This is a genomic window from Actinomadura sp. NPDC049382 (assembly GCF_040677125.1).
In the GTDB taxonomy this organism is placed as follows: Bacteria; Actinomycetota; Actinomycetes; order Streptosporangiales; family Streptosporangiaceae; genus Spirillospora; species Spirillospora geliboluensis.
This window is the reverse complement of the sequence record NZ_JBFARO010000116.1, coordinates 1-24662: the sequence shown is the minus strand read 5'-3', so window position 1 is coordinate 24662 and position 24662 is coordinate 1. Positions and strand designations below refer to the sequence as shown.

Below are 24662 nucleotides of genomic sequence, written 5' to 3'. Positions count from 1 at the left end.
TGGTTTGGCACCTCGATGTCGGCTCGTCGCATCCTGGGGCTGGAGTAGGTCCCAAGGGTTGGGCTGTTCGCCCATTAATCGCCGCGCTGGCGATCCTCATCGCCCGGCCGTCGCTCAGCGAGGGCCACCGGGGCGGGCTGCTGCCCGTGGTGGCGTCGTCGTTCGCGGTCGTCGCCGTGGTCACGCTGGTCGCGGTGATCCTGGCATGGCGCGGGTCCCGGCCCGCCGCGTGGACGGTGATGGCCGCGCGCGTCGTCCGCGTCGCGATGTGGGGGGCGTGGGGCGCGCTCGTGCAGGTCCAGGCATCGGCGCTCGCCGGGCACGCGGTGCTGACCGCCGTCGTCGTGGTGCTGCTGGCGCGGGGGCTGTCGCGCTCACCCCGCTGACGCGTGCCGCTCCGCCCACTCCCCGAGGTCGCGGCGCTCGATCGCGGCCGCCATCAGCTCCGGGAACGCGTCCGGGGTGCACGCGAACGCCGGGACGCCCAGCGCCGCCAGCGCCGCAGCGTTGTCGCGGTCGTAGGCGGGCGCGCCCTCGTCCGACAGGGCGAGCAGCACCACCACCTGCACGCCCGCCGCCGTCAGCGCCCCGATCCGGCGCAGCATCTCGTCCCGGACGCCGCCCTCGTACAGGTCGCTGATCAACACCATGATCGTGTCGGCGGGCCGGGCGACGAGGCCCTGGCAGTAGGCGATCGCCCGGTTGATGTCGGTGCCGCCGCCGAGCTGCGTGCCGAACAGCACCTCGACCGGGTCGTGCAGCTGGTCGGTCAGGTCGGCCACGGCCGTGTCGAACACGACGAGCGAGGTGCGCAGCGACCGCATCGACGCCAGCACCGCGGCGAACACGCTCGCGTACACCACCGACGCCGCCATCGACCCGCTCTGGTCGACGGCGAGGACCACGTCCCGCTTCACGGCCTGCCGCCGCCGCCCGTACCCGATCAGCCGCTCCGGGACGAGCGTGCCGTGCTCGGGCAGGTAGTGCCGCAGGTTCGCGCGGATCGTCCGCTCCCAGTCGACGTCGGCGAGCCGGCGCGGCCGCAGCACCCGCGCCGACCGGTCGAGCGCCCCGCCGACCGCCGACCGCGTCCGCTGCGCGAGCCGACGCTCCAGATCGCGGACGACCGTGCGCACGACGGCCCGCGCCGACTCCCGCGCCCGGTCCGGCATGACGCGGTTCAGCGACAGCAGCGTCCCGACCAGGTGCACGTCGGGTTCGACGGCGTCGAGCATCTCCGGCTCCAGCAGCAGCCGGGTGAGGTCGAGCCGCTCGATCGCGTCCTTCTGCATGACCTGGACGACGCTGGACGGGAAGTACTCGCGGATGTCGCCGAGCCACCGCGCCACCGTGGGCGCCGAGTCGCCGAGGCCGGCGCTGCGCCGGCCGGGCCGCGACCGGCCCTCGTCGCCACCGCCGCCGTAGAGCTTCTCCAGCGCCCCGTCCATCCGGACGTCGTCGCCGGTCAGCGACACCCCGGTCCCGTCGGCGCGCTCGCCGCCGAGCACGAGCCGCCACCGCCGCATCCGGTCTTCGGCGCCGTCCATGCCGGGCCCTCCTGTCGTCGCGTCGGTCATGGGGTCCGCCAGCCGAGGATCTGCAGGGCGGTTGCCGCCGCCGGGGCGGCGCGGGCCTCGTCGATGTCGTCGCCGGGCGGGGCCGGCATCTCCGCGCGGGGCTCGGCGCGGCGGCGGAGGCGCTCGCCGATGGCACGCCGCTCGGCGGCCGGGTAGGCGCCGAAGGTGCGGCGCAGCAGCGGCAGGACGTCGGTGAAGGAGCCGGCGGGCAGGCCCGCGATCCAGGCGTCCACCAGGCGGAGCAACTCGTCGTCGTGCAGCAGGAGCAGGGCGCCGCCGGACAGGAATCCCTCGACCCACGCGGCGGCGCGGTCGGGGGCGGCGCCGGCGGACACGGCCCGTGCCATCCGGTCGGGGACGTCGGGCAGCCGGCCCGCGTCGAGCAGGAGGCGGGTGAGGCGGCCCTCGATGAGGCCGTGCAGCGCGTCCGGGCGGGCGAGCAGGCCCTCCAGCGTGCGGCGCCAGCGTTCGAGGTGGCCCTCGTCGGCGAGCAGGGCCAGCGCGCCGTGCACGGCGTCGACGTGGGCGAGGAACTCGCGGGCGGCGTCGTCGTCCAGCCCGGTGATCGCGGGCGGGAGACCGACGCAGACCCGGACGATCAGGCCGTCGACGACCGTGCGGAGCGGGCCGGTGGAGGTGCCGCGGACGTCGCCGTAGCGCAGCGCCCGGACGAGCGCGGGCAGCGCCGCCATCAGGTGCGCGACGTCGGTGTCGACGGCGGCCCGGTCGGCGAGGGCGCGCATCACGGTCGGGAGCGCGTCGCCGAGGTCGGCGAGCAGGCAGCGCTCGGCCACCGACGTCAGGTCGGCGAGCGCGGCGGCGTGCTCGGCGAGCGCCTCGGCGCGGGCGGTGGTCGCGCCGCGCACGGTGGTGCCCCACGCGCCGGCCTCGATCAGCTCGACGTCGAACTCGGGGCGCCAGGCGAGCGTCCACGTCTCGCGGAACGTCCCCTTCGAGCGGCCCGTGTCGGCGGGCACGCCCCAGTCGACGCCCAGCAGGCGGAGGCGGTGCAGCAGGCGGCTGCGCTCCAGGTCGGTGGGCTTGCGCAGGTCGAGGTCGTGCTCCCTGCCGAGGGCCGACGGCTTGAGCCGGAGCCGCCGCTGCTGGGCCTGCAGGTCGCGCTGGAGCGGCACCATCGGGGTCCGCTCCGGGACGGCGCCGAGCCGCTCCCCGACGACCATCCGCCGCTGGATCAGCTCCACGGGCAGGTCGGCGCCCTCGCACAGCACGGCCCGGGTCGCCTCGGTCACCTCGTCCAGCCCGGCGAGGGGGCGCCCGCGCAGCGCGGCGAGCGCCTCGGCGAGCCGGACCGCCTCGATCACGTGCGCGGACGAGACGTGCAGGTCCTCCTCGCGCAGGACGCGGGCGGCGGCGGTCAGCCAGCGCTCGATCGGGCGGTCGGGGGCGGCGAACAGGTGGTGGTACCAGCCGGGGGAGCGGACGCCCGCGCCGTAGCCGGAGTGCCCGGCGAGCCGCCCGTGCGTCCACGGCACCCAGGTCATCGCGACCTTGGCCTTCGGGAGCCCGCGCAGGGTCCGGTCGTCGTGGGCGGCCGGGACCTTGGCCCGCAGGGCGGGCACGTGCCACGCGCCGCAGACCACGGCGACCCGCTCGTGCCCCTCCTTGAGGGTGCGGCGCAGCGTCCGCCGCATGTGGGCCTCGCGCTGCTCCTCGCGCCGCCGGTGCGCGGCGGGCCCGGCGTCCGCGGGCCGCTCGGCGAGCTGCGCGCGCAGCTCCGCCATGGCCTCGGCGATCGCGGGGAACGGGGACGGGCCGCCGCCGCGGTGCTCGACCACGTCGTCCCACCAGCGCTCGGCGTCGTCGTAGCCGGCGGCCTTCGCCAGCCAGCCGAGCGGGTCGAGCCGGATCCCCTCGGCGGCGGGTTCGGCCGGCTCGTCCGCGCCCTCGTCCTCGTCTTCCTCCGGGGCCGGGACGAGCTGGTTCGCCGCCGGCAGGTCGCAGAACCGGACGGGCACGCCCGCCGCCAGCCCGTACCGGATCGCCTGCCATTCCGGGCTGAACTCCGCGAACGGCCAGAACGCGGCCTTGCGGTCGCCGTCCCCCGCGCCGGGGGCCGGGGCGGGGGAGTAGGCGAGCAGCGCGACCGGCGGCACCATCCCCGCGTCGCCGGCCAGGTCCACGATCGGGTCGGCCTCGGGCGGCCCCTCGATCAGCACCGCGTCCGGCTTGTACTCCTCCAGGGCGCCGCGCAGCGCCCGCGCCGAGCCGGGCCCGTGGTGGCGGATCCCGTAGACCTCGACGTGGCTCAAGAGACCTCCCGGCAGGCCCGGTAGAAGTCCCGCCACTCGGGGCGGTCGCGGACGACGGCCTCCAGGTACTCCTGCCACACGACCCGGTCGGACACCGGGTCCTGCACGACGGCGCCGACGATGCCGCCCGCGACGTCGGCGGCGCGCAGCACCCCGTCGCCGAAGTGCGCGGCGAGCGCGAGGCCGCTGGTGACGACCGAGATGGCCTCGGCGGTGCTGAGGGTGCCGCTCGGCGACTTCAGCTTGGTGCGCCCGTCGGCGGTGGCGCCGGAGCGCAGCTCGCGGAACACGGTGACGACGCGGCGGATCTCCTCCAGCCCCGCCGGGGACTCCGGCAGCTCCAGCCCGGCGCCGATCTGGTCGACGCGGCGGGCGACGATGCCGACCTCGTCCTCGACGGTCTCCGGCAGCGGCAGCACGACGGTGTTGAACCGGCGGCGCAGCGCGCTGGACAGCTCGTTCACGCCCCGGTCGCGGTCGTTGGCGGTGGCGATCACCGTGAAGCCCTTGCGGGCCTGCACCTCGGTGTTCAGCTCCGGGACCGGCAGCGTCTTCTCCGACAGGACGGTGATCAGGGTGTCCTGGACGTCGGACGGCATCCGGGTCAGCTCCTCGATGCGGGCGACCGCGCCGCGCCGCATCGCCCGCATGAGCGGGCTCTCCACCAGCGCCTTCTCCGACGGGCCCTCGGCGAGCAGCCGCGCGTAGTTCCACCCGTAGCGGATGGCCTCCTCGGCCGTGCCCGCCGTGCCCTGCACGAGCAGCGTCGAGTCGCCGCTGACGGCGGCGGCGAGGTGCTCCGACACCCATGTCTTCGCCGTGCCGGGGACGCCGAGCAGCAGCAGCGCCCGGTCGGTCGCGAGCGTCGCGACCGCGACCTCCATGAGCCGGCGCGGCCCCACGTACTTCGGGCTGACCGCCGTCCCGTCGGGCAGTTCGCCGCCGAGCAGGTACGTGGTGACGGCCCACGGCGACAGCCGCCAGCCGGGCGGCCGGGGCCGGTCGTCGTGCTCGGCCAGCCGCGCCAGCTCGCCCGCGTACTCCTGCTCGGCGTGCGGGCGCAGGACGGCGGTCGCGCCGGAGGGGGGACCCTCCGGACCACCCGGCATCGAATCATCGGTCAAGGGGTCAGCTCCTTCAGCATCTCGTCGCGGAAGCCCAGGGTGGCGATCAGGTCGGTGACGGCGCGCGGGGCGGCGGCGTCCGGCGCGGTCAGCGGGGCGAGGCGGGGCGCGGCGGCCGGGTCGAGCCGCTGGTCGGCGAGTCGGCACAGCTGGGTGATCAGGTGCTCGTCGCGGCGGGTGGGCCGCTCGGCGGACGCGGTCAGCGTCGCGACCACCGCCGCCGCGAGCGGCCCCGCCCACGGGCCGGGGACCCGTTCGAGGACGCGCAGCAGCTCCGGCCGCCCCTCCACCCAGCGGATCAGGTCGGCCGCCGCGGCGTCGCGCTCGCCCGCGGGCAGGACGGACAGCAGGTCGGCGAGCGCCTCCGGCTCGTCGACCATGACGCCGCCCTTCAGCAGCGCCCGCGCCCACCCGGCGTCGTGCTGGCCGAGGGCGGCCTTGGCCCACCCGATGTGGACGTCGCGCCCGTCGGAGTCGGCGTGATCACGCTGGGCGGACGACCCCCCGGACGCCCCGGACGCCCCGGCGGCCGCGTCGATGGGCAGGCACACGATCTCCATGGGCGGCAGCCCGAACAGCTCCGTCCAGGTGGACAGGGGCGTGCGCGCGAGGATCTCGCGCAGCCACGCGGCCCGCGTGCCCACCGGCCCGCCCCCGGTGCGCGGCGCGAACGACCCGCTGGGGTGGAAGGGGATGCCGTCGCGGGCCATGTCGTCGCCGTGGGCGTGCGGCGGCTCGACCGTGATCCAGGTCTGCCGCCGGCCCCGGACCGTGCGGGTCTCCGGCGTCAGGCAGCCCCGGGCCCGCGCCGCCATGCGGGCCCCGTAGGCGGACCCGGGCAGGCGGGCGAGCAGGTCGGACGCGAGCTGCCGGACGTCCTTGCCCCGGTCTTCGAGGGCGGATTCGAGGAACTCCTCGTCGTCCAGCGACAGCCCGTGCTCGAACGTGGCGAGGAACGCCGCGCGGTCGGGCGCGGGCTCCTTGCTCCACGTCTCGCTCAGCAGCTCCCGCGCGCGCTCCGGCTCGCTGCCGCGCAGCCTGGTCAGGTAGGCCACGCGGCGGTTGCGCGTCCCGGTCTCCCACACCTCGGCGCCGCCGGCGGGATCGTCGCCGGAGCCGACCAGGTACGCCCAGTCGGTGTTCTGCAGCGCCAGCCACACGCCGCGCCGCCCGCACGCCCGCGCGATGGACGGCCGCAGCATCCGGTCGCTGCGGCCGCGCTCCAGCAGGTCGGGCAGTGCCTGCACCGGGACGCGGAAGCCGTGCGCCGCCGCCGCGTCCAGCCATTCGGGCAGCACCCGCAACTGCTCCCCGGCGAGGATCCGCCGCAGCCGCGCCGCCGCGGCGGGCGGCACCACCGGGGCGTCCTCGACCGGGGCCAGCGCGACCGGCTCCGGCGCCGCGCCCTCCGCGCCCGGACCGGACGGCGTCCAGCCGGCGCGCCGCCGGACGGCCAGCAGCGCGGCCTGGTCGAGCAGCCGGCCGGCCCGGTCGCCGGTCTCGGCCGGGGCCTCCGGCAGGGCCGGCGGGTCGCGCCGCTCGGTGCCGAGCAGCGCGGCAGTGACGTGCTCGTTCCACGCGCTCACAGGACCACCGTCCCCTCGTCGTCGTGCCAGGCCGCCAGCGGGCGCAGCCCGCGCGGGCTCCACTCGCCGGACAGCGTGACCGGCCCGCCGCCCGACAGCGCGAGCAGCCGCCACGGGTCGCCCATCCGGAGCGGCAGCGCGTCCCCGGCCGCGTCGACCACCGACAGGCCGCCGCCCTCGGCGCGGGCCAGCCGGACCTCGGCCAGCGTCGCGGGCCAGCGGTCGAGCCAGGGGTCCAGCGCGAGGGCGGCGGCGTGCTCGCCGAGGAACTCCCGCACCGACGTCCCGCCGGGTGTACCCGGCTCGGCGGGCCCGTACCGGTCGGCGACCAGGGCCCGCAGCGGCTGCGACCCCGGATAGAAGGCCAGCTCCGCGTCGATCTCCGTGCCCACCACGAGCGAGGCGTCCAGGGACGTGCCCGGCGCCGCGAACGACAGCACCAGCGCGGGGCGGCCCGTCCGCCGCCCGCGCAGCCACACCCGGCGGGTGGTCAGCATCTCCTGCGCGGTGTCGTGCGACCCGGTCACCGACCACAGGTCGCGGACGCGCTCCCCGCCCGACAGGACCTCCTCCTGCGGGACGGTGAACCCGACCCGGGAGCGGACGGTGTCGCGCAGCCCGGCGGGCAGCTCCTCCCGCCGCCGATGGGCCTGGATCAGGAGGCGCAGCAGCGCGTACTCCTCCAGCAGCCGGCCCGGCCACCCGGGGCGGCGGGGGAGCGCGGCGAGGCCCCGGACCTGCCCGGCGAGCGCGCCCGCCTGCGCGTCGACGAGCCGCCGCGCCGCGTCGTCCCAGAGCCGGTAGGGCGCCTTCTCGGCCTGCGCGAGCCCGTGCGCGACCTGGTCGCGGAGCCACTGGTCGAGTTCGGCGAGCCCGTCGTCGACGCGGCGCTCCCGCCGCTCGGCGGTCTTCGGGTCCTTGGTCTTGGCCGCCGCCGAGGCGCGCTTCTGCGCCGCCTTGTCGGCCCGCTCGCGCCGGTCCTCCAACCATTCGGCGACGTAGCCGGGGCGGGGGCCCTCGTCGACCGCCCCGTCGGCCCACAGGAGCAGCAGCCCGAGGGCGTGCTTGCAGGGGAACTTGCGGCTCGGGCACGTGCAGCGGAACGCGGGCTCGGTCAGGTCGGCGCACGTCCGGTAGGCGGACTTGCCGCTGCCCTGGCACTCGCCCCAGACGGCCTCGCCGTCACACCCCGTGCCGGCCCACTTGGCGGGCTTGGCGACACCGCCGGCGGCCTTCGCGGACGACGCGTCCGGCGCCAGGCCGAGCACCTGCTCCCGAGCCCATCGTTCCCTCACACCACCGAAACTATCGGCGCCCTACGACAATGCGCCCGCCCGCCGGCGGCCGGTCAGAAGCCGGGCGGCCTCGGCAGATCGGGGACGGAGACGTCCGGCACGAGCAGGGCGCCGCCGGCGAGGAGGGCGAGCAGCGCGGTCGCGCCGAACAGGCTCACCCAGGCGAGGCCGGGCACGCCGGTCAGGTGGGCGAGCTGGTCGGCGTCGGAGCTCGGCGCCATGTGCCGGGCGCGCATCCGCTGCAGCTCGATCACCGGCCGGGTCGCGGCGAGCAGCAGGAACCACGCGGCCAGGTAGGCGAACCCGGCCTGGACCTCGGCGCTGCCCAGCCACGACACCCCGAGGATGATCGCCCCGGTCGCGACCACCGAGAGCGCGCCGTAGGCGTTGCGGATCATCACCAGCATCGCCGCCAGCAGCGCGAGCGAGAACCACAGCATCAGCGTGATCCGGCCCCAGGCGAGCAGCAGCGCGAAGAACAGCCCGAGCAGCGGCGGGGTGACGTACCCGGCCAGCGCCGTGAAGATCATGCCGGGGCCGTGCGGCTTGCCGCGCGACACCGTCACGCCCGAGGTGTCGGAGTGCAGCTTGATGCCGTCCAGCTTGCGGCCGGTGAGCAGCGCGACCAGCGCGTGCCCGCCCTCGTGCGCGATCGTGACGGTGTTGCGGGCGATCCGCCAGGTGGGGCCGTGGAGCACGGCGCCGAGCGCCACGAGGCCGACGAGGCCGACCAGCCAGAGCGGCGGGTCCGGTTGCGACCCCGTCAACCGGTCCCACATGTCGCCGATGCTCACGTCTTCCACGTCCACCTCGGAGTTCCTCGTCGCGATGCCCAACCTTAGGACGCTCCGGACGATGTCCGCGTTCGGTTCGTGACGGATCGGGGTTGATGTTGGGGATCGCCCCGTCTCCGGCCTGTATTGCCGTTAGGGTGCCGTCCCGTCGGCAGGGACGGGGGTCCAGGGGCGGATGACCGAGAACACGGGGATGGACGCGGACGCGGTGGCCGGGCGGTTCGCCCGGCTGTTCGGCGCGCTCGCGGGCAACGTCGAGCGGGTCGTGCACGGCAAGCGGGACCGGATCGAGCTGGCGCTGATCTGCCTGCTCGCCGAGGGGCACCTGCTCGTCGAGGACGTCCCGGGCGTCGGCAAGACCACCCTCGCGCGGGCGATGGCGGCGTCCGTCGAGGCGAAGTGGACGCGGATCCAGTTCACCCCCGACCTGCTGCCCGGCGACATCACCGGCGTCTCGGTGTTCCACCAGGGGACCGGCGCGTTCGAGTTCCACCCCGGCCCGATCTTCGCCAACCTCGCGGTCGCCGACGAGATCAACCGGGGCTCGCCGAAGACGCAGTCGGCGCTGCTGGAGGTCATGGAGGAGCGCCGGGTCACGGTGGACGGCGTCCCGCACCCGGTGCCGCGCCCGTTCATGGTCATCGCCACCCAGAACCCGGTGGACATGGACGGCACGTACCCGCTGCCGGAGGCGCAGCTCGACCGGTTCCTGATGCGGATCTCGATGGGCTACCCCGACCACCGCGCCGAGGTGGCGCTGCTCGCGGGCGCGCCCGCCGCCGCCGCGCTCGACCGGCTGCCGCCCGTGCTGGGCGGCGAGGACCTCGCCCGCGCCATCGAGTTCGCGCAGCGGCTGCACGTCGCGGCGCCGCTGCACGACTACCTGGTGCGGGTCGTCGCCGCCACCCGCGACCATCCCGACCTGCGGCTCGGCGCGAGCCCCCGGGCCGGGCTGGCGCTGCTGCGCGCCGCGCGGGTGCGGGCGGCGGCGGCCGGCCGGTCCTACCTCGTCCCCGAGGACGTGAAGGCGCTCGCCGTGCCGGTCATCGCGCACCGGCTGCTCGTGACGCCGGACGCGGAGCTGCGCGGGCGGACCGGCGCCGACGTGGTCGGCGAGGTGCTGCAGAAGGTGCCCACGCCGCAGGCCGCCGGGGTCTAGCGGTGCTGACGCCGCTCGGGCGGGGCACGGCGGCGGCCGCGGTGCCCCTGTACGCGGCCGGCTGGTGGCTCGGCTACCCCGAGCCCGCCGCGCTCGCCGCCGCCGGGCTCGCGGCGGTCGCGGGCGCGCTGCTGTGGACGCTGCCGAGGCCGCGGCTGGACGTCCGCCGCGAGATCGCCCCGGCGAAGGTGGCGCGCGGCGAGCCCGCCGTCGGCGTCCTGCACGTGACCAACCGGGGCCGCGGGGTCCGCGGGCTCAGCGCGCAGGACGCCGCCGGATCCGCCGAGGTCGCGGTCGCGATCCCGCGGCTGCGCGCGGGCGGCGGCCGCACGGTGACCTACCGGCTGCCGACCGCGCGGCGCGGCGAGATCACGGTCGGGCCGCTGCGGCTGGTCCGGGCCGACCCGCTGCGGCTGGCCCGCCGGGTGCGGGAGTACGGGGAGCCCCGGGTCCTGCTCGTCCGGCCCCGGACGGTGCCGCTGCCGGTGCTGCCGTCCGGCCGCGCCCACCACCTGGAGGGGCCGACGAGCGACCGGTCCCCGGCGGGCACGGCGACGTTCCATGCGCTGCGCGAGTACATGGCCGGCGACGAGATGCGCCACATCCACTGGAAGTCCTCGGCCCGCACCGGGACCCTGATGGTGCGCCGGCTGGTGGACGCGAGCCTGCCGACCACGACGGTCGTGCTGGAGACCCGGTCGGCGGCGTGGCCGGAGCCCGACGACTTCGAGCTCGCGGTGGACGCGGCGGCGTCCGTCGCCGCCGGGGCGGCCTCCGCGGGGTTCCCCGTCCGGATCCTGACCGGCGGCGGCCCGCTCGCCGCCACCCGCGGCGGTCCCGGCGACCTGGAGGTCCTGCTCGACGCCCTCACCACCGTCCGGACGGACGAGGACGGGCGGCCCGCGGCCGACGCGGTGCGCGGGGTGCGCGCGGGCGGCTCCCTCGTCGTCGTCACGACCGGCGGCGCCGAGCTGGGCCGGATCGCGTCGGTGCGGTCCCGGTTCGACCGGGTCGTGGTGCTGCGCGTCCGCCCGGCCGGGCCCGCGCCCGCGCCGCCCGGCGTCCACCCGGTCGACGTGACCGGCCTGGACGGGCTGGCGGAGTCGTGGCGGCGGCTGGGGAGCGGCCGGTGACCCGGTACCTGTCGCTCGCGGTGACGGCGTGCCTGGCGGCCGTCGCGGGCCTGGCGTTCCAGCGCGTGTTCGGGCTCGGGCCGGTCGTCCCGGTCGCCGCCGTCGCGGCCACCGTCCCGACCGTGCTGTGCGGGCTGCTGTCGGGCCCGCGCAAGAAGGGCCCGTGGCCGCTGTGGATCTCGCTCGTGCTCAGCGTGCCCGCCTGGGGCGCGACGGTGTCGCTGACCGTCCTGCGCCCCGCCCTGAGCGACGGGACGCTGCCGCAGACCCTCCGCGAGGGCGTGCTCAGCTCGTGGAAGGCGATCCTGACCACGCTGCTGCCCGCGCCCGCCGAGCCGGAACTGCTCGTCCTGGTCAGCGTGGCGGTGTGGCTCGCGGCGTTCGGGTCCGCCGAGCTGGCGCTGCGGACCTCGACCCGCGCCGTCCCGGCGCTCCCGGCGCTCGGCGCGTGGGCGGTGGCGCTGCCGCTCGGCGCGGGCGGCGCCGGCTCGAACCTGCCGCTCGCCGCCGCGACCGCCGTGCTCGTCGCCGTGCTCGTCCTCGTCCGCGCGGACGGCCCCGGCGCGGGCGCCGCCTGGCGGCCGCTCGCCGCGGGGGCGCCGGTCGCCGCCGCGCTCGGCGCGCTGGCCTTCGCCGCCGGGCCGCTCGTCCCGGTCAGCGCCACCCCTTACGACCCGCGCGAGCAGGTGCAGGCGCCGCCGCCCCGGCTGCGCGACGGCGTCAGCCCCCTCGACCGCGTCGGCGGCTGGCTGCTGGCCCCCGGCCAGGCCATGTTCACCGTCCAGTCGGACCGGACGGAGACCGAGCGGCTCGCCGTGCTGGACCGGTTCGACGGCGTCACCTGGTCGTCCGCGGCCCGGTTCGTCCCGACCGGGAGCCGCGTCCCGGCCGGGCCGGAGCCCGGCGAGAAGCACGAGGTCGCGCAGCGCATCACGATCCAGGACCTGCCCGGCGTGTGGGTGCCCGCGCCCGACCGGCCCCGGCGGGTGGACGGGCTGCCCGTCGTCGCCGACCCCGCCAGCGGCGCCCTCGCCGCCGACCGGCCGCTGCGCCCCGGCCAGACCTACCGCGTCGAGGCCGCCGTCCCCGAGTGGACGGCCGCCGACCTGGCCCGCGCGGGCGTCGCGGCCGACGCGGAGGCGGACGCCGCGCGGGAGCTGCCGTGGGGGCCGGGCGCGAAGAAGCCGCCCGTGCAGATCGCCGAGTTCCGCCGGTTCGCGCAGGCCGCGACCCGCGGCGCGGCGACGCCGCTGCAGAAGGCCGCGCAGCTCGCCGAGTACCTCAAGGTCTTCGCCAGGTACGACGTGACCGCGCCGCCGGGCCACTCCTACCGGCAGATCGACTACTTCCTCGCCGAGGGCAGGCGCGGTACGCCCGAGCACTTCGCCACCGCCTACGCCCTGCTCGCCCGGACGATCGGGCTCCCGTCCCGCGTCGTCGTGGGGTTCGAGGGCGGGAAACGCGAGGGCGGCACGGTCCTGGTCCGCTCCGGCGACGTCATGGTCTGGCCGGAGGTCAAGTTCGACCGGCTCGGCTGGGTCCGCTTCAACCCGCTCCCCGACAGCGGACGCCCGTCCAAGAAGAGCGAGGGCGTCGCGGCGGGGGAGACCGAGCAGAAGCTGGAGCAGGCCCAGAAGAACGCGGCCGCCCAGCAGAACGACCCTGGCCTGACCAAGACGACGCAGAAGCAACAGGCGGGCCCGGCCGCCGCCGAAGAGGCGCCCACGCCATGGTGGGTGTTCGCCTTGATCGCGGTGGGCGCCGCCGTCATCGGCTACCTGTGCGCCGTCCTGATCGCCCCTGCCCTGCGCAAGCGCCGCCGCCGCACGGGACCGCCCGCCGCGCGCATCACCGGGGCCTGGCACCAGGCGCTCGACCACCTCGCCGACGCCGGGCTGTCCACGGTGCGGACGCTGACCGCGCACGAGGTCGCGCGCTTCGGCGCGTCCGCCGTGGGGGAGGAGGCGGGCGGGCACCTGCGGCCCCTCGCCGACCTGGTCAACCACAGCCGGTTCGCCCCGTCCGGCCCCGACGCGCGCGCGGCCGACCGGGCGTGGCACCACACCGACGCGCTGGGCCGCCTGGTGACCGCCAAGGCCGGGCGCCTCCGCCGGTTCCGCCGCCGGCTGCGCCCCGGCTCGCTGCGGGACCGCCGGGCGGTCACGCCGGCGGCACGCTGACCCCGATCTCCCCGCCCAGCACCGCGCCCGCCTCCAGCTCCAGGTCGTCCCCGCTCCAGAACCGGCCCGGGTCGAACCAGTTCGGGCGGCGGCCCTTCGGCAGCAGCCCCATCGCCTGGTAGGTCACCGCGACGATCTCCGCACAGAACGCCGTCTCCAGATCCATCTCCCGCTCCGCCGGCCGCCGGATGGGCACGCGCCCCCGCAGCCAGCGCGTCGCGAGCTTCGACGTCGAGGGGAACGGGGTGCCGTCCAGCCGCGCCACCGCGCGCAGCGCCGCGTCCTCCATCGCGCGGGTCGGCGGCGGCTCCAGCTGCCGCAGCCACGCCCGCTGCCCGTACCGGTTCCCCCACGCCAGGACGGCCTCGCGCAGGTCGTGCAGCTGCGCGCCGCGGTGGTGCCCGCCCGTCCACATGTCGCGCAGCGAGCGGCCCAGCTCGGCGTGCCACATCAGCGGCGGCAGGTCGTCCAGGACCAGCGCCATCCCGACATGGTTCACGGGGCTGTTCGTGGTCATCTGGATCGCGCGGTCGGCGACCGTCCGGCCGCGGAACAGCCACACGTCACCGGTGCGGGTCAGGTCGACGGCCTCGTCCAGGGAGATGCTGGTGCCCGGCATGGTCGCTACCGTAGCCGCATGCGACTGTGGAAGAGCCGGGCCCTGTGGAAGGCGCTCGGCGTCGCCGGGTTCGTCGGCGTCGCCGCGACCGGCGCGGTGATCGTGCGCTCGGAGCGGCGCCGCCGCGCCTACACGCCCGAGGAGATCCGGAGCCGGCTGCACGACCGGATCGCCGAGGAGACCGGGGAGCGGCCGTGACGCCGCGCGCCGTCCGCGCACCCGGCCCCGACGACCTGGACCGCGCCTGGCGCGCCGTGTCCGCCGTGCTCGACCCGACGCCGCTCGTCCCGGCGCCCGGCCTGGCGCCCGGCGCGCTGCTGAAGCTGGAGACGTGCCAGCCGACCGGCTCGTTCAAGGTGCGCGGCGCCCTCGCCGCCGTCGCGGCGCTGCCGGACGGCGTGCCCGCCGTGACGGCCAGCGCGGGCAACCACGGCCTCGGCATGGGCCACGCCGCCGCGCGGGCCGGCGCCGACGTGACCGTGGTCGTGTCGACGCGGGCGTCCCGGGTCAAGGTCGAGAAGATCGCCGCGTTCCCGGTGCGGCTCGTCGAGCACGGCCTGACCTACGACGAGGCCGAGGCGCACGCGGTCACCCTGCCGGGACGGTTCGTCTCGCCCTACAACGACCCCGACGTGATCGCCGGGCAGGGCACGATCGGCCGCGAACTCGACGCGCAGGCGGACGGGCCGCTCACCGTCGTCGCGCCGGTCGGCGGCGGCGGGCTCCTCGCCGGCCTGTGCCTGTGGGCCCGCGAGCGCGAGGACGTCCGGGTCGTCGGCGTCGAGTCGGCGGTCTCGCGCGGCGTGTCCGCGTCGGTGGCGGCCGGGCGGACCGTCGAGGTGCCCGTCGGTGAGACGTTCGCCGACGGGCTGCCCGGCAACCTCGAACCCGGCTGCGTCACCCCCGCGGTCATCGGGGACACCGCCGCGCTGACCGCGGTCACCGATGACCAGATCCGGACGGCGCTGCGCTGGCTCTTCCGCGAGCACGGCCTCGTCGCCGAGGGCGCCGGCGCGGCGGGCGTCGCCGCCGTTCTCGCCGGTGAGGTGCGGGTCGAGGGCCGCCTGGTGGTCGTCGTCTCCGGGCGCAACATCACCGTCCCCACCTACATCGAAGCGATCCGCGAAAACTGAGGCATCCGGGAAAACCCGGGCGGACACGCTCCGGGCCCACTACGGTTCCGTCCGAAACGGGGCAGGTGAACGGGTGTGCGTGTGCGTGTGCGTGTGTTCGGGGTCGATCGGCTGACGGGGCAGATCGCGGTGGGGCTGGTCGGGGTGCTCGTCATCGCGGCGGCCGTCTACGGGGTGGGCGTCGCCAGTGCCAAGTACCGGCTCGCCGACGTCGGCGCCTGGCTGACCGCCCGCACCAAGGGCGTGGTCGTTCACGTCAACGGCCCGGCCGGCAAGGTCGACGGCAAGGCGGGCGTCGTCCCGCAGATGCGCGGCCACAACATCAGGATCGTGCAGGACGGCGGCACCGTCCTGATCATCGACGAGGACACCGGCGTCGTCAGCCGGCTGGACCCCTCCCAGCTCGACATCGGCACGAGCCGCCCGCTCGGCAAGGGCATCCAGGTCCTCGCCGGCGCCGGGAAGGCGTACACGGTCGACTCGGTCAAGGGCGTCGTCCAGGAGATCGACCCGGTCGCGCTGACCCCGGTGGGGCAGGCCGCGACGCTGCCGCCCGTCCTCGGGCAGGCGGGCATCGACGCGCGCGGCGCGCTCTGGGTGCCGGTCGCGAAGGACGGGCAGGTCGCGGCGTTCACCGGCGGCCGGCTCCGCCCGCCCGTCCGCGTCGGCGCGGCGGGCAGCGACCTCGCGCTCACCATGGCGGGCGGCGACCCGGTCGTCACCGACTCGACCGCCGGCACCGCCACCGTCGTCAAGCCGTCCGGGGCGAACCTCACGGTGAAGCTGCCCGCGACCGTCCGGCGGGCGGGGCGCGGCGGCGTCCTCGCCCCCGCCGCCACCGACGGCGCCGTCGTCCCGATGCTGGTGCCGGGCGCCGGGTCGCTCGTCACCGTCGACACCGGCACCGGGCGGTACTCCAGCACGCGGCTCGCGATGCCGAAGCACCGGTACCGGCCGCCGCAGATGCTCGGCGCGAAGGTCTACATCCCGGACGAGACCGCCGGAGCGCTGCTGGTCTACGACGCGGCCGAGCACCGCTTCGAGGCGCCCGTCCGGGTCACCGGGCGGCCCGCCAAGCTCGACGTGTTCGTCCGCGACGGGATGCTGTGGGCGAACGACCCGTCCGGCCCGCGCGCCGTCGTGGTCGACGGGCAGGGCGCCCGCAAGGGCGTCGACAAGTACAAGGACCAAGTGCCGGGCGGCCAGAAGCGCCGCGCCATCCCGCTGCCCGGCGACGGGGACGCGCCGCCGCCGCCCTCCCGGCCGCGGACCCCGTCCCGGAGCCCGGAGCCGCCGGGGCCCGGCGAGCCGCCGAGCGCGCCGTCTAACGTCTCCGTGACGCCCGGCGCGGGCACGATGCAGGTCGGGTTCCAGCCGTCGCAGGGCGAGGGCGTCATCGGCTACGTGCTGAAGGACGTCCCGTCCGGGCTGGCCGCGAGCCCGTCCTCGATCCGGCAGGGCGCGGGGCCCTTCACGTTCACCGTGACCGGCGGCGACTGCGGGCGCGAGTACCGGTTCCGCGTCGCCGTCCGCTACCGCGACGCCCGCGGCCGGACCCGCGAGCTGGTGTCGGCGGCGAGCGACCCCGTCCGGCCGTGCGTGACGCCGGGCGCGCCGACCGGCCTCACCGCGCGGGCGTCGACGTCCGGGACGAAGGTGTCGTGGACGCCCCCGCCCGGCGCGGAGAACCTCACCTACCGGCTCGCCTACGACGGCCCGGTGAAGGGCTCGGTCACGGCGGCGGGCACGTCCGCCGTGCTCGGCGACGTGTGGACGAACGGGAACTACACCTTCACCGTCACCGCCGCCAACGACGCCGGCACCGGCGCCCCCGCGACGCTCCGCGTCGGGCTGACCGGCCCGGCCGCCAAGTACCCGGTGGAGCGCAACGGCAACTCCGACGCCTACATCCGGGCGACGCCCGACGGGAAGAACGGCGCGCTCGTCGCCACCATGCACGACAACAACGGCGAGATGGTCATCGTCCACTGCCAGGTGAAGGGCGCGTACTACACGCACCCCAACGCCGCCAGCCTCGCCGGTGACATGTACGCCAAGATCACCTGGAGCGGCAAGACCGGCTACGTCCTCGGCTACCTGGTCAACACGCCTGGCGATTGGAAGAGCTTCGCCGGCCCCGCCGTCTGGAAGTGCGGCTAGCAGCGCAGCGGTGCCACCGGCCGCGCGGCGGGGTCGTCAGCCGCGCGGCGGTGTGACTAGCCGCGCGGCGTCGCCCCGCCCTTCGCCGGGCGCAGGCAGGCGGGGGCCGACCAGGCGACGTCCGGTGCCCGGCCCTGCGTGAGGCGCACCACCGCGCCCACCTTGAAGCAGACGGCCGCCTTCGGCCGCAGCCCCGGCACGGTCGCCGACCGCGACCCGGCCGGGGCCGTCGTCACCGCGTTCGACCCGGCGGGCTGCCGCTGGACGAGCAGCGGCAGCCCCCGCGCGTCGGCCGGCAGCGCCCAGCGCAGCACGGCCGTCCGCCCGGTCTGCCGGACGGTGAGCTTGCGCGGGCGCAGCGCCGCGAGATCCTCGGCGGTCACGGGCCCGTGCTGCGCCTGCGGGGTGGTCTGGGACGGCTGCGGGGCGGCGCCCTGCTGCCCGCCCTGCTTCCCCTCTCCCGAGTCTCCGCCGCGGTTCGCCAGCGCGAGCGCGCCGACGCCGAGCGCGAGCCCGCCGACGAGCGCGACGCCGGCCGCGACCATCAGCCCGCGGCGCGGCCCGTCGTGCGGCCGCTCGGGCAGCGGCGGGGGCGGGCCCGCCGGGCCCGGGTGCGGGGTGGTCGGGCCGGTGTGCGCCGCCGTCGGGCCGGTGTGGTGCGGGGTGGTCGGGCCCGTCTTGCCGAGGCCGCGCGCGTGCGGGTCGCTCGCCGTGGGGGCCCACTCGGGCACGAGCGGCGGCCCGGGCAGCCCCGGACCGGGGGAGGGCTGCGCGCCGGCGCCGCCGATGGCCACGTCCGTGACCGGCAGGCCCAGCTCGGCCTGCACGCGCTGGAGCGCCCGCGCGAACTCCACGGCGGTCGCGAAGCGCTGCTCGGGCGTCTTCGCCATCGCGTGCCCGATGACCTCCGCGACCTGCGGCGGGACGTCCGCCCGGGGGATCGGCGGGGGCGGCTCGTGCAGGATCCGCAGCATCAGCGGCGCGATGCCCTCACCTGGCGGGCCCTTGAACGCCGGCCGCCCCGCGAGCAGCTGGTAGAGGGTCGAGCCGAGCGAGTAGACGTCGGCGCCGACGCCGGGCTGCCGGCCCTCCAGCACCTCGGGCGCGGCGTGGTTCGGGGTGAACGCCTGGGTGTGCGTGGCGTCGAAGGAGTCGACCAGGCGGGCGATGCCGAAGTCGGCGAGCGCCGGCTCCCCGTACCGCGACAGCAGCACGTTCTGCGGCTTGACGTCCCGGTGCAGGACGTCGGTCTCGTGGGTGGCGGCGAGCGCGCCCGCCATCTTCACCCCGATCCGCAGCACGTCCGCGACCGGCAGCGGCCCCTCCGCGGCGAGCCGGTCGGTGAGCGCGCCGTGCTCGAAGTACTCCATCGCGATGTACGGCCGGCCGGCGCGGGTGGTGCCGGTGTCCAGCACGGTCACGATGTTCGGATGCCCGGACAGCCGCCCGGTGATCTTGCATTCGCGCTGGAAGCGCCGCATCGCCGCGGCGTCCACCGCGCCGACCGACAGCACCTTCAGCGCGACCGTCCGGTCGAGGCGCTCCTGGTGCGCGCGGTACACGACGCTGAAGCCGCCCTCGCCGACCTGCTCCAGCACCCGGTAGCCCGGGACGTCCTCCGTCATGGATCCGGGAATCCCTCTCCGTCGCTCGTCTCGTCCCGGACGCGGCGGGGGCGCGCGGGTCCGGCGCCGTACGGCGCGGGACGGTACCCGGGGAGGGCAACAGCGTAGTGCCTTCCGCCCCGGCGCGCGCCACATACGGAAATGAGATGACATTTCTTTTCGGCCGGTTAATCGTTGTCCCAATTCCGTGCCGTCCGCCGCCCGCAGCGCTCTAACCTCGGATTTCCGCGACGAAGGAACGGCCCAGAGGGAGTGGCCCGCCGTGACGGAAGATGTCATGACGAATGCCCGGACGGAAACGCCGCCGGCCAAATCGGCGTACCCGGACCTTGTCCGGATGGCGTATTTCGTTCTGCCGGGCAAGGGCAAGCGCGTGTACCGGCTGGCGATCGCCCGCCGGATCGTGGACGGCACCGCGCGCGGCGCGCGGGACCGGTCCCCCGCCGGGCTCGCCCGGCGCCGCACCCGCGTGCTGCGCCGCGCGCTGCACCCCTCCCGCCGCCTCCAGATCGGCCTCGGCCCCTGGCTGCGCGCGCTGCCCGCGCGGCTGCCCGACCCGGCGCTGACCGCGGCGCTGTCCCGGCTCGCGCCGCACGTCCGCGCCGCCTACGTGCTCCGGTACGTCGAGGGGCTGCCCCGGTACGAGATCCGCGACCAGCTGATCGAGCTCGGGGTGCGCGACCCCTGGTCGGCGATCCGCGCCGCCGAGGCCGTCCGGGTGCCCGCGCCGCGCGGCGCCGACCGGTTCGACGCGGAGGCGCTGCGGCCCGTCCGCACCCGGTCGGTGCTGCCGCTCGCGACCGCCGCGATCCTCACCGCCGGGCTCGTCGGCGCGCTGGTCGCCACCGAGCGCGACGACTCCGGGGCGACGTCCGCCCGGGCGCCCCGGCTCGTCGCGGCCGCCCCCGACGCCTGGACGCGCGGCGCCCGCACCCTCGACGCCTGGCCCGCCCGCGGCGACCTCGCCGGCGACCGGGCCTTCACCCTGCGCGCCGCCGCCGCGTGGGCGAGCGCCCCCGGCGACCGCCGCGCCGCGGGCGGCACCGCCCAGCTCCTCTACGCGGGCCGCCTCGACGGCGCGCCCGTCGCCGTCATGCGGCGCGGCGACCGGCTGGCCCGCTACGGTCCCGGCGGGCTGGAGGTCACCGCCGCGGGCACCGGCCCGTCCGCCCCGATCGCCCTCGGCGGCGGCCGCTACCTGCTCGCCCCGTGGGAGCCGCGGCCCGAGACCCTCGGCGGGGACGCGCTGCCCGTGTCCGGCGGCGTGACCGCGCCGGTCCGCGCGCGCTCCGACTGCGGGCGGGGCCCGCTGTTCCACCTCGGCTCCCGCACGGTCGGCGACCTCGGCGGCCCGCGCGCCGCCGACCTCGGCTACCACACGCCGTCCTGGCGGCCGGGCGGCGCCGACCGCCCGGCCCGCCTCGGGAAGGGCGCCCGCGCCACCTGGGACCGGGTGGCCTGCGCGACGCCCCGCCCGGCGCGGCCGGTGGCGGCGGCGACGGCGCACGACTTCTGGTCCGGCCGGCTGCCGCACGGCGGCCCGTCCGCCGACTGGATCTGCGCCCGGCTGGACTACGCGGCGGGCGGCGCCACCGCGCAGGCGGTGCTGCTCGGCGCGGACGACCGCCCCACCGGCGCCTGCGACCCCGCCCGACCGGTCAGCGGGACCTGGTGGCGGGCGCCGTCCGACCGCTGGTACTACGTGGCGGCGGCGGGGCGCGGCCTCGTCCCGCACGCGGGCGGCGTCGGCCGCTCGACGACGCGCAAGGGCCTGCTCGTCGCCACCGGCACGCCGCGCACACCGGTCGCCCTGACCGCCCGCTGAGCCCGCGTCAGCGGCCGCTTACCTCGATGGTGCACACTGGGGGGATACCGAACACGATTCAGGGAGTCGCAGATGGGCAAGGGGCCGCTGTCCGGGGTACGGGTGATCGAGCTGGCCGGGATCGGGCCCGGGCCGTTCGCGGCGATGCTGCTGGCCGACCTCGGCGCCGACGTGATCCGGGTGGACCGGGCCTCCGCCGTCCGCCCGGGCGAGGCGACCGGCGGCACCGACTTCAGCAACCGCGGCAAGCGGTCCATCGCCATCGACCTGAAGAGCGAGCGCGGCCGGGAGGTCGTGCTGCGGCTGGTCGAGAAGTCCGACGTGCTGCTCGAAGGGTTCCGCCCCGGCGTCACCGAGCGCCTCGGCATCGGCCCGGACGACTGCCTCGCCCGCAACCCCAAGCTCGTCTACGGCCGCATGACCGGCTGGGGGCAGGAGGGGCCGCTGTCCCACACCGCCGGCCATGACGTCGGCTACATCGCGGTGACCGGCGCCCTGCACGCCATCGGCCGCGCCGGCGGGCCGCCGCAGGTCCCGATGAACCTGCTCGGCGACTTCGCCGGCGGCAGCATGTACCTGATCGTCGGCGTCCTGTCCGCGCTGCTGGAGTCGCGGGCGAGCGGCAAGGGCCAGGTCGTGGACGCCGCCATCGTGGACGGCACCGCGCACCTGTCCACGTTCATCCACGGCTTCCTCGCGGGCGGCCTCTGGGAGGACCGGCGCGGCGTCAACATGCTCGACACCGGCGCCCCCTGGTACGACGTCTACGAGACCTCCGACGGGCGGCACATGGCCGTCGGCGCCATCGAGCCGCAGTTCTACGCCGAGTTCCTCCGCCTGCTCGGCCTCGACGGCGAGGACCTGCCGCACCAGCACGACCGGGACGGCTGGCCCGCCCTGCGCGACCGCTTCGCCGCCGTCTTCCGCACCCGGACCCGGGACGAGTGGACGGAGGTCTTCGTCCCCAGCGACGCGTGCGTGGCCCCCGTCCTGTCCATGAACGAGGCCGCCGAGCACCCCTACAACACGGCCCGCGACGTCTTCCCCGAGATGGCCGGGCACCGCCAGCCCGCCCCCGCGCCCCGCTTCTCCCGCACTCCCGGCGCGACCGACGGCGTCCCGGCCCTGCCCGGCGGCCAGACCCGCGCCGTGCTGGACGACCTCGGCTTCGACGACGCCGACACCCTCCTGAAGGAGGGCGCCGTCGTCCAGTCCTGACCTCCGGGCCCGGTGGCCGCGCCCCGGCGGGCGCGGCCACCGGCTCCCGTCAGGGCGCGTCGGCGCGCCGCTCCTGGCGGGTGCCGCGGCGCAGACCGATGGACATGACCTCGCTCGGTCCGTCCAGTTCGAGGCGGTGCCAGCGCCCGCGCGGCACGATGACCGCGGTGCCGGGGGTCAGCCGCGCCATCTCCTCCTCGCCGCCCGGCTCCTCGGGGCGCAAGTAGATCCGCAGGCCGCCGGACAGGCAGCACACCGCCTCCTCCGCGGCCGGATGCACCTCCCAGTGGTCGGCGTGCACGTCCGCGTCGGTGCGCACGCGGAAGGCCGCGAGCTGCCAGCCGCCGTCGTCGGTCGTCATGCGGGGCTCGCCGGCGCGGACGGCGCCGCCGGGGTGGAACGCGAGGGCGGACTCGAACAGGTCGATCGGATTCATGAGCGTGTTCCTTCCAGTCGGTCTTGCGTGGGTTCGGGTGCGGGCGGCCGCGCCGAGGCCGGAGCGCGGCGGGGGAGCGCCGCCGCGACGGCGGCCGCGACGAGGAACAGGGCGGCGGCGACGGTGAGGCTCAGGGCGTAGCCGTCGTTCAGCGCGGACGCGGTCGCGGCGCCGCCGGTGCGGTGGGCGGCGACGGTGGCGAGGGCCGCCAACCCGACGCAGCCGCCGAGCTGGCGGGAGCTGTTGACCAGGCCCGAGGCCATCCCCGCCTCGCGGGGCGCGACGCCGGTGGTGGCCGCGACGGTGACGGGGGCGAGCACGAGGCCGGTGCCGACGCTGCAGAGCAGGGACGGGCCGAGGACGTCGGTGAGGAACCCGCCGCCCGGGCTGATGAGCGCGAACCAGCCGAGGCCCGCCGCGCCGAGCAGCCCGCCGGGGATCAGCGCCGCGCGCGGGGAGCGGGCCGAGGTGATGCGGGTGGCGGCCACGGTGCCGGCGACCAGCCCGATGGAGAAGGGCAGGAACGCGGCGCCCGTCGCGGCCGCCCCCATCCCGAGCACCTCCTGCAGGTAGAGCGACACGAAGTAGAAGGCGGAGAACTGGCCGGCGGCGGCGAGGAACACGATGACGTTCGCGCCCGCCACCCAGCGGCCGCGCAGCAGGCCGAGGCGGACGAGCGGCGACGCGGACCGGGACTCGGCGAAGGCGAACGCCGCGAGGAGCACGGCCGCCGCCGCGAGGGTGCCGAGCGTCGCCGGGGACGTCCAGCCGAGCGTGTCGGTGCGGACGACGCCGAACACCAGCAGCCCGATGCCGCCGGTCGCGAGCACCGCGCCGAGGACGTCCAGCCGGTCCCGCGCGGCGGTGCCCGCCGCCGCGGGCACGCCCGCCGGGACGAGCGCCAGGGCCGCCGCGACGATGGGCAGGTTGACCAGCATCACCCAGCGCCAGCCCGCGTATTCGGTCAGCAGCCCGCCGGCGAGGACGCCGAGGGCGCCGCCCGCCGCGTTCACCGCGCTCCAGACGCCGAGCGCGCGGACGCGGGCGCGGCCCTCGAAGGTCGTGGTGAGCAGCGCGAGGGCGGCCGGCGCGACCGCCGCGGCGCCGAGGCCCTGCCCGGCGCGGGCGGCGACGAGCTGCCAGGGCGCCTGGGCGAGGCCGCCGGCGAGGGAGCACAGTCCGAAGACGACGAGGCCGGCGGTGAACAGCCGGCGCCGCCCGTACAGGTCGCCGGCCCGGCCGCCGAGCAGCAGGAACCCGCCGAAGGTGAGCGCGTAGACGTGCACGACCCAGGCCAGGCCGACCGGCGCGAAGCCGAGGCCGGCCCGGATCGCGGGCAGTGCGACGTTGACCACCGCCATGTCCAGGGCGACGACGAACTGTGCGACGGACGCGGCCGCGAGCACCACCCCGGGTCGCCCCCGAGTATTTTTGTACATGTAAGAAAAATAGCTTGAGATGCCGCGCCGTGTCGAGCCCGCGATGATGGGGGCATGCCGCGACAGTCCGCCCAGCGGGGCCGGCCGCCCCGCATCTCCCGCGCGGAGATCCTCGACGCCGCCCGCCGGATCGTGGACGAGGAGGGCGTCGGGAAGCTGACGATGCGCCGGCTCGCGGGGGAGGTCGGCAGCACCCCCATGGCGCTGTACCACCACGTCCGCGACAAGGAGGAGCTGCTCCTGCTGCTGCTGGACGACTACGCCGCGCGGACGCTGCGCCGCCCCGCCGTACCGGCCGACCCGCGCGAGCGCGTGGTCGCCATGGCGGCGGCGATCCGCGAGGCGCTCGCGGCCTGCCCGTGGATCGTCGAGGTGCTCACCGCCGACGACCTGATGGCGACGTCGGCGCTGTGGTTCGTGGACCAGATCCTCGCGGGCCTGGGCGAGCTCGGGCTGAGCCCCGAACGGGCCGTCCACGGGTACCGGGCGATCTGGTACTACACCGCCGGCGAGATCATCGTCCGGTCGGCGGCGGCCCGCCGCCGCGCCGGCGACGACCGGCCCACCTACCGCGAGCGCGTCTTCGCCGAGCTGGACGGGGCGGAGCTGCCGCGGCTGGCGGAGGTCGCCGGGCACTGGGGGCCGCTGACCGAGCGGGACACCTACCTCGACGGCCTGCGCGCGCTCGTCGACGGGCTCGCGCGCGGCTGACCGGTCCCGGGCCGCAGGTGGGCCGGGGTGCCCGCCGGGCCGCTTGTGAACCGGCTGACAATTTCTCCCCGATAACCGGAGGACGGGCCACAAGACCGGGCTTTGAGGCGGCCGTACCTTGTGGGAACTCCACCCCGGTCATCACGGCGACGAACGGCCGGGCCCGGTGAAACGCGCCGGGCCGCGGCCCCTTTTCGCCGTGCCCTCATGAGGGAGAAGCACCATGCGTTTCAGACGACTCCGTTCCTGGGCGGTCACGGCCGCGGGGGGGGCCGCCGCCCGCGGCGCGACCGGCATGGTCGCGTTGCGGCAGAAACGCAGGTAGTAGGCGACGAAGGACCACATGCTGCTCTTCGGGTCCGGCGGTTCGTTGGTGGC

20 protein-coding genes and 1 rRNA gene are annotated in these 24662 nt (G+C 76.8%); 10 read left to right on the top strand and 11 right to left on the bottom strand.

Going from position 1 to position 24662, the window contains the following annotated elements:
* Nucleotides 1–113 (top strand): 23S ribosomal RNA (locus tag AB0K34_RS37730); the annotation flags it as partial.
* 261 nt (nt 114–374) lie between these two features.
* Here the strand turns inward: AB0K34_RS37730 and AB0K34_RS37725 are convergent.
* From AB0K34_RS37725 to AB0K34_RS37700, 6 genes are read right to left on the bottom strand one after another with little or no spacing between them, the layout of a single operon-like run.
* Nucleotides 375–1547: a VWA domain-containing protein gene (locus AB0K34_RS37725; protein WP_301177990.1), complete on the bottom strand. Its 1173-nt coding sequence runs from the start codon at nt 1545–1547 to the stop codon at nt 375–377.
* Between the two features lie 26 nt (nt 1548–1573).
* A complete protein-coding gene (locus AB0K34_RS37720; RefSeq protein WP_301177989.1) occupies nt 1574–3847 on the bottom strand; it encodes a DUF5682 family protein in 2274 nt (757 codons plus the stop codon).
* On the bottom strand, nt 3844–4956 hold the full coding sequence (locus tag AB0K34_RS37715; RefSeq protein ID WP_301177993.1) for an AAA family ATPase: 1113 nt from the start codon (nt 4954–4956) through the stop codon (nt 3844–3846). The genes AB0K34_RS37720 and AB0K34_RS37715 overlap by 4 nt, the downstream gene beginning before the upstream one ends.
* 11 nt (nt 4957–4967) lie before the next feature.
* Complete coding sequence (locus tag AB0K34_RS37710; RefSeq protein ID WP_301177988.1) at nt 4968–6557, bottom strand: DUF5691 domain-containing protein; 1590 nt, start codon at nt 6555–6557, stop codon at nt 4968–4970.
* Complete coding sequence (locus AB0K34_RS37705) at nt 6554–7852, bottom strand: SWIM zinc finger family protein (RefSeq protein WP_301177987.1); 1299 nt, start codon at nt 7850–7852, stop codon at nt 6554–6556. The genes AB0K34_RS37710 and AB0K34_RS37705 overlap by 4 nt, the downstream gene beginning before the upstream one ends.
* 53 nt (nt 7853–7905) lie before the next feature.
* Entirely contained in the window at nt 7906–8631 is a 726-nt protein-coding gene (locus AB0K34_RS37700; protein ID WP_301177992.1) for a M50 family metallopeptidase, read from the bottom strand.
* Nucleotides 8632–8821: 190 nt separating this feature from the next.
* On the opposite strand from AB0K34_RS37700, the gene AB0K34_RS37695 reads away from it, so the two are divergent.
* The 3 genes from AB0K34_RS37695 to AB0K34_RS37685 are packed head-to-tail and all read left to right on the top strand — an operon-like array spanning nt 8822 to nt 13118.
* Nucleotides 8822–9805, top strand: a complete 984-nt coding sequence (locus AB0K34_RS37695; protein WP_301177986.1) for a MoxR family ATPase — start codon at nt 8822–8824, stop codon at nt 9803–9805.
* 2 nt (nt 9806–9807) lie between these two features.
* Complete coding sequence (locus AB0K34_RS37690) at nt 9808–10938, top strand: DUF58 domain-containing protein (RefSeq protein WP_364553561.1); 1131 nt, start codon at nt 9808–9810, stop codon at nt 10936–10938.
* Complete coding sequence (locus AB0K34_RS37685; protein WP_364553560.1) at nt 10935–13118, top strand: DUF3488 and transglutaminase-like domain-containing protein; 2184 nt, start codon at nt 10935–10937, stop codon at nt 13116–13118. The genes AB0K34_RS37690 and AB0K34_RS37685 overlap by 4 nt, the downstream gene beginning before the upstream one ends.
* On the opposite strand, the gene AB0K34_RS37680 is transcribed toward AB0K34_RS37685, so the two are convergent.
* Nucleotides 13099–13737, bottom strand: a complete 639-nt coding sequence (locus AB0K34_RS37680) for a hypothetical protein (RefSeq protein WP_301176692.1) — start codon at nt 13735–13737, stop codon at nt 13099–13101. The two genes, AB0K34_RS37685 and AB0K34_RS37680, sit on opposite strands and share 20 nt — an antisense overlap.
* A gap of 18 nt (nt 13738–13755) precedes the next feature.
* On the opposite strand from AB0K34_RS37680, the gene AB0K34_RS37675 reads away from it, so the two are divergent.
* The 3 genes from AB0K34_RS37675 to AB0K34_RS37665 all read left to right on the top strand — a co-directional run bounded on the left by AB0K34_RS37675 (nt 13756) and on the right by AB0K34_RS37665 (nt 17030).
* Nucleotides 13756–13935 (top strand): hypothetical protein, encoded by a 180-nt coding sequence (locus tag AB0K34_RS37675; RefSeq protein WP_364553559.1) that lies wholly within the window; start codon nt 13756–13758, stop codon nt 13933–13935.
* Nucleotides 13932–14870 (top strand): pyridoxal-phosphate dependent enzyme, encoded by a 939-nt coding sequence (locus tag AB0K34_RS37670; RefSeq protein ID WP_364553558.1) that lies wholly within the window; start codon nt 13932–13934, stop codon nt 14868–14870. Before AB0K34_RS37675 ends, AB0K34_RS37670 begins: the two co-directional genes overlap by 4 nt.
* An 81-nt stretch (nt 14871–14951) precedes the next feature.
* Nucleotides 14952–17030 (top strand): fibronectin type III domain-containing protein, encoded by a 2079-nt coding sequence (locus tag AB0K34_RS37665; RefSeq protein ID WP_301176695.1) that lies wholly within the window; start codon nt 14952–14954, stop codon nt 17028–17030.
* 56 nt (nt 17031–17086) lie between these two features.
* On the opposite strand, the gene AB0K34_RS37660 is transcribed toward AB0K34_RS37665, so the two are convergent.
* Nucleotides 17087–18655 carry a protein kinase gene (locus tag AB0K34_RS37660; protein WP_364553557.1) on the bottom strand — a complete coding sequence of 523 codons (1569 nt, stop codon included), beginning with the start codon at nt 18653–18655 and terminating at the stop codon, nt 17087–17089.
* Nucleotides 18656–18992: 337 nt separating this feature from the next.
* Between AB0K34_RS37660 and AB0K34_RS37655 the strand changes: the two genes are divergently transcribed.
* Nucleotides 18993–20480 carry a hypothetical protein gene (locus tag AB0K34_RS37655; protein WP_364553556.1) on the top strand — a complete coding sequence of 496 codons (1488 nt, stop codon included), beginning with the start codon at nt 18993–18995 and terminating at the stop codon, nt 20478–20480.
* A 72-nt stretch (nt 20481–20552) separates the two neighbouring features.
* Nucleotides 20553–21698, top strand: coding sequence for a CaiB/BaiF CoA-transferase family protein (locus AB0K34_RS37650; protein ID WP_301176698.1), 1146 nt, complete (start codon nt 20553–20555; stop codon nt 21696–21698).
* Nucleotides 21699–21747: 49 nt separating this feature from the next.
* On the opposite strand, the gene AB0K34_RS37645 is transcribed toward AB0K34_RS37650, so the two are convergent.
* Both AB0K34_RS37645 and AB0K34_RS37640 read right to left on the bottom strand, forming a co-directional pair.
* Complete coding sequence (locus tag AB0K34_RS37645; protein ID WP_138637692.1) at nt 21748–22134, bottom strand: cupin domain-containing protein; 387 nt, start codon at nt 22132–22134, stop codon at nt 21748–21750.
* A complete protein-coding gene (locus tag AB0K34_RS37640; protein WP_364553554.1) occupies nt 22131–23573 on the bottom strand; it encodes an MFS transporter in 1443 nt (480 codons plus the stop codon). Before AB0K34_RS37640 ends, AB0K34_RS37645 begins: the two co-directional genes overlap by 4 nt.
* A 54-nt stretch (nt 23574–23627) precedes the next feature.
* Between AB0K34_RS37640 and AB0K34_RS37635 the strand changes: the two genes are divergently transcribed.
* Nucleotides 23628–24284, top strand: a complete 657-nt coding sequence (locus tag AB0K34_RS37635; protein WP_138637690.1) for a TetR/AcrR family transcriptional regulator — start codon at nt 23628–23630, stop codon at nt 24282–24284.
* Between the two features lie 141 nt (nt 24285–24425).
* On the opposite strand, the gene AB0K34_RS37630 is transcribed toward AB0K34_RS37635, so the two are convergent.
* Nucleotides 24426–24662 (bottom strand): hypothetical protein (locus AB0K34_RS37630; protein ID WP_364553553.1); only part of this gene is annotated, 237 nt, incomplete at its 5' end.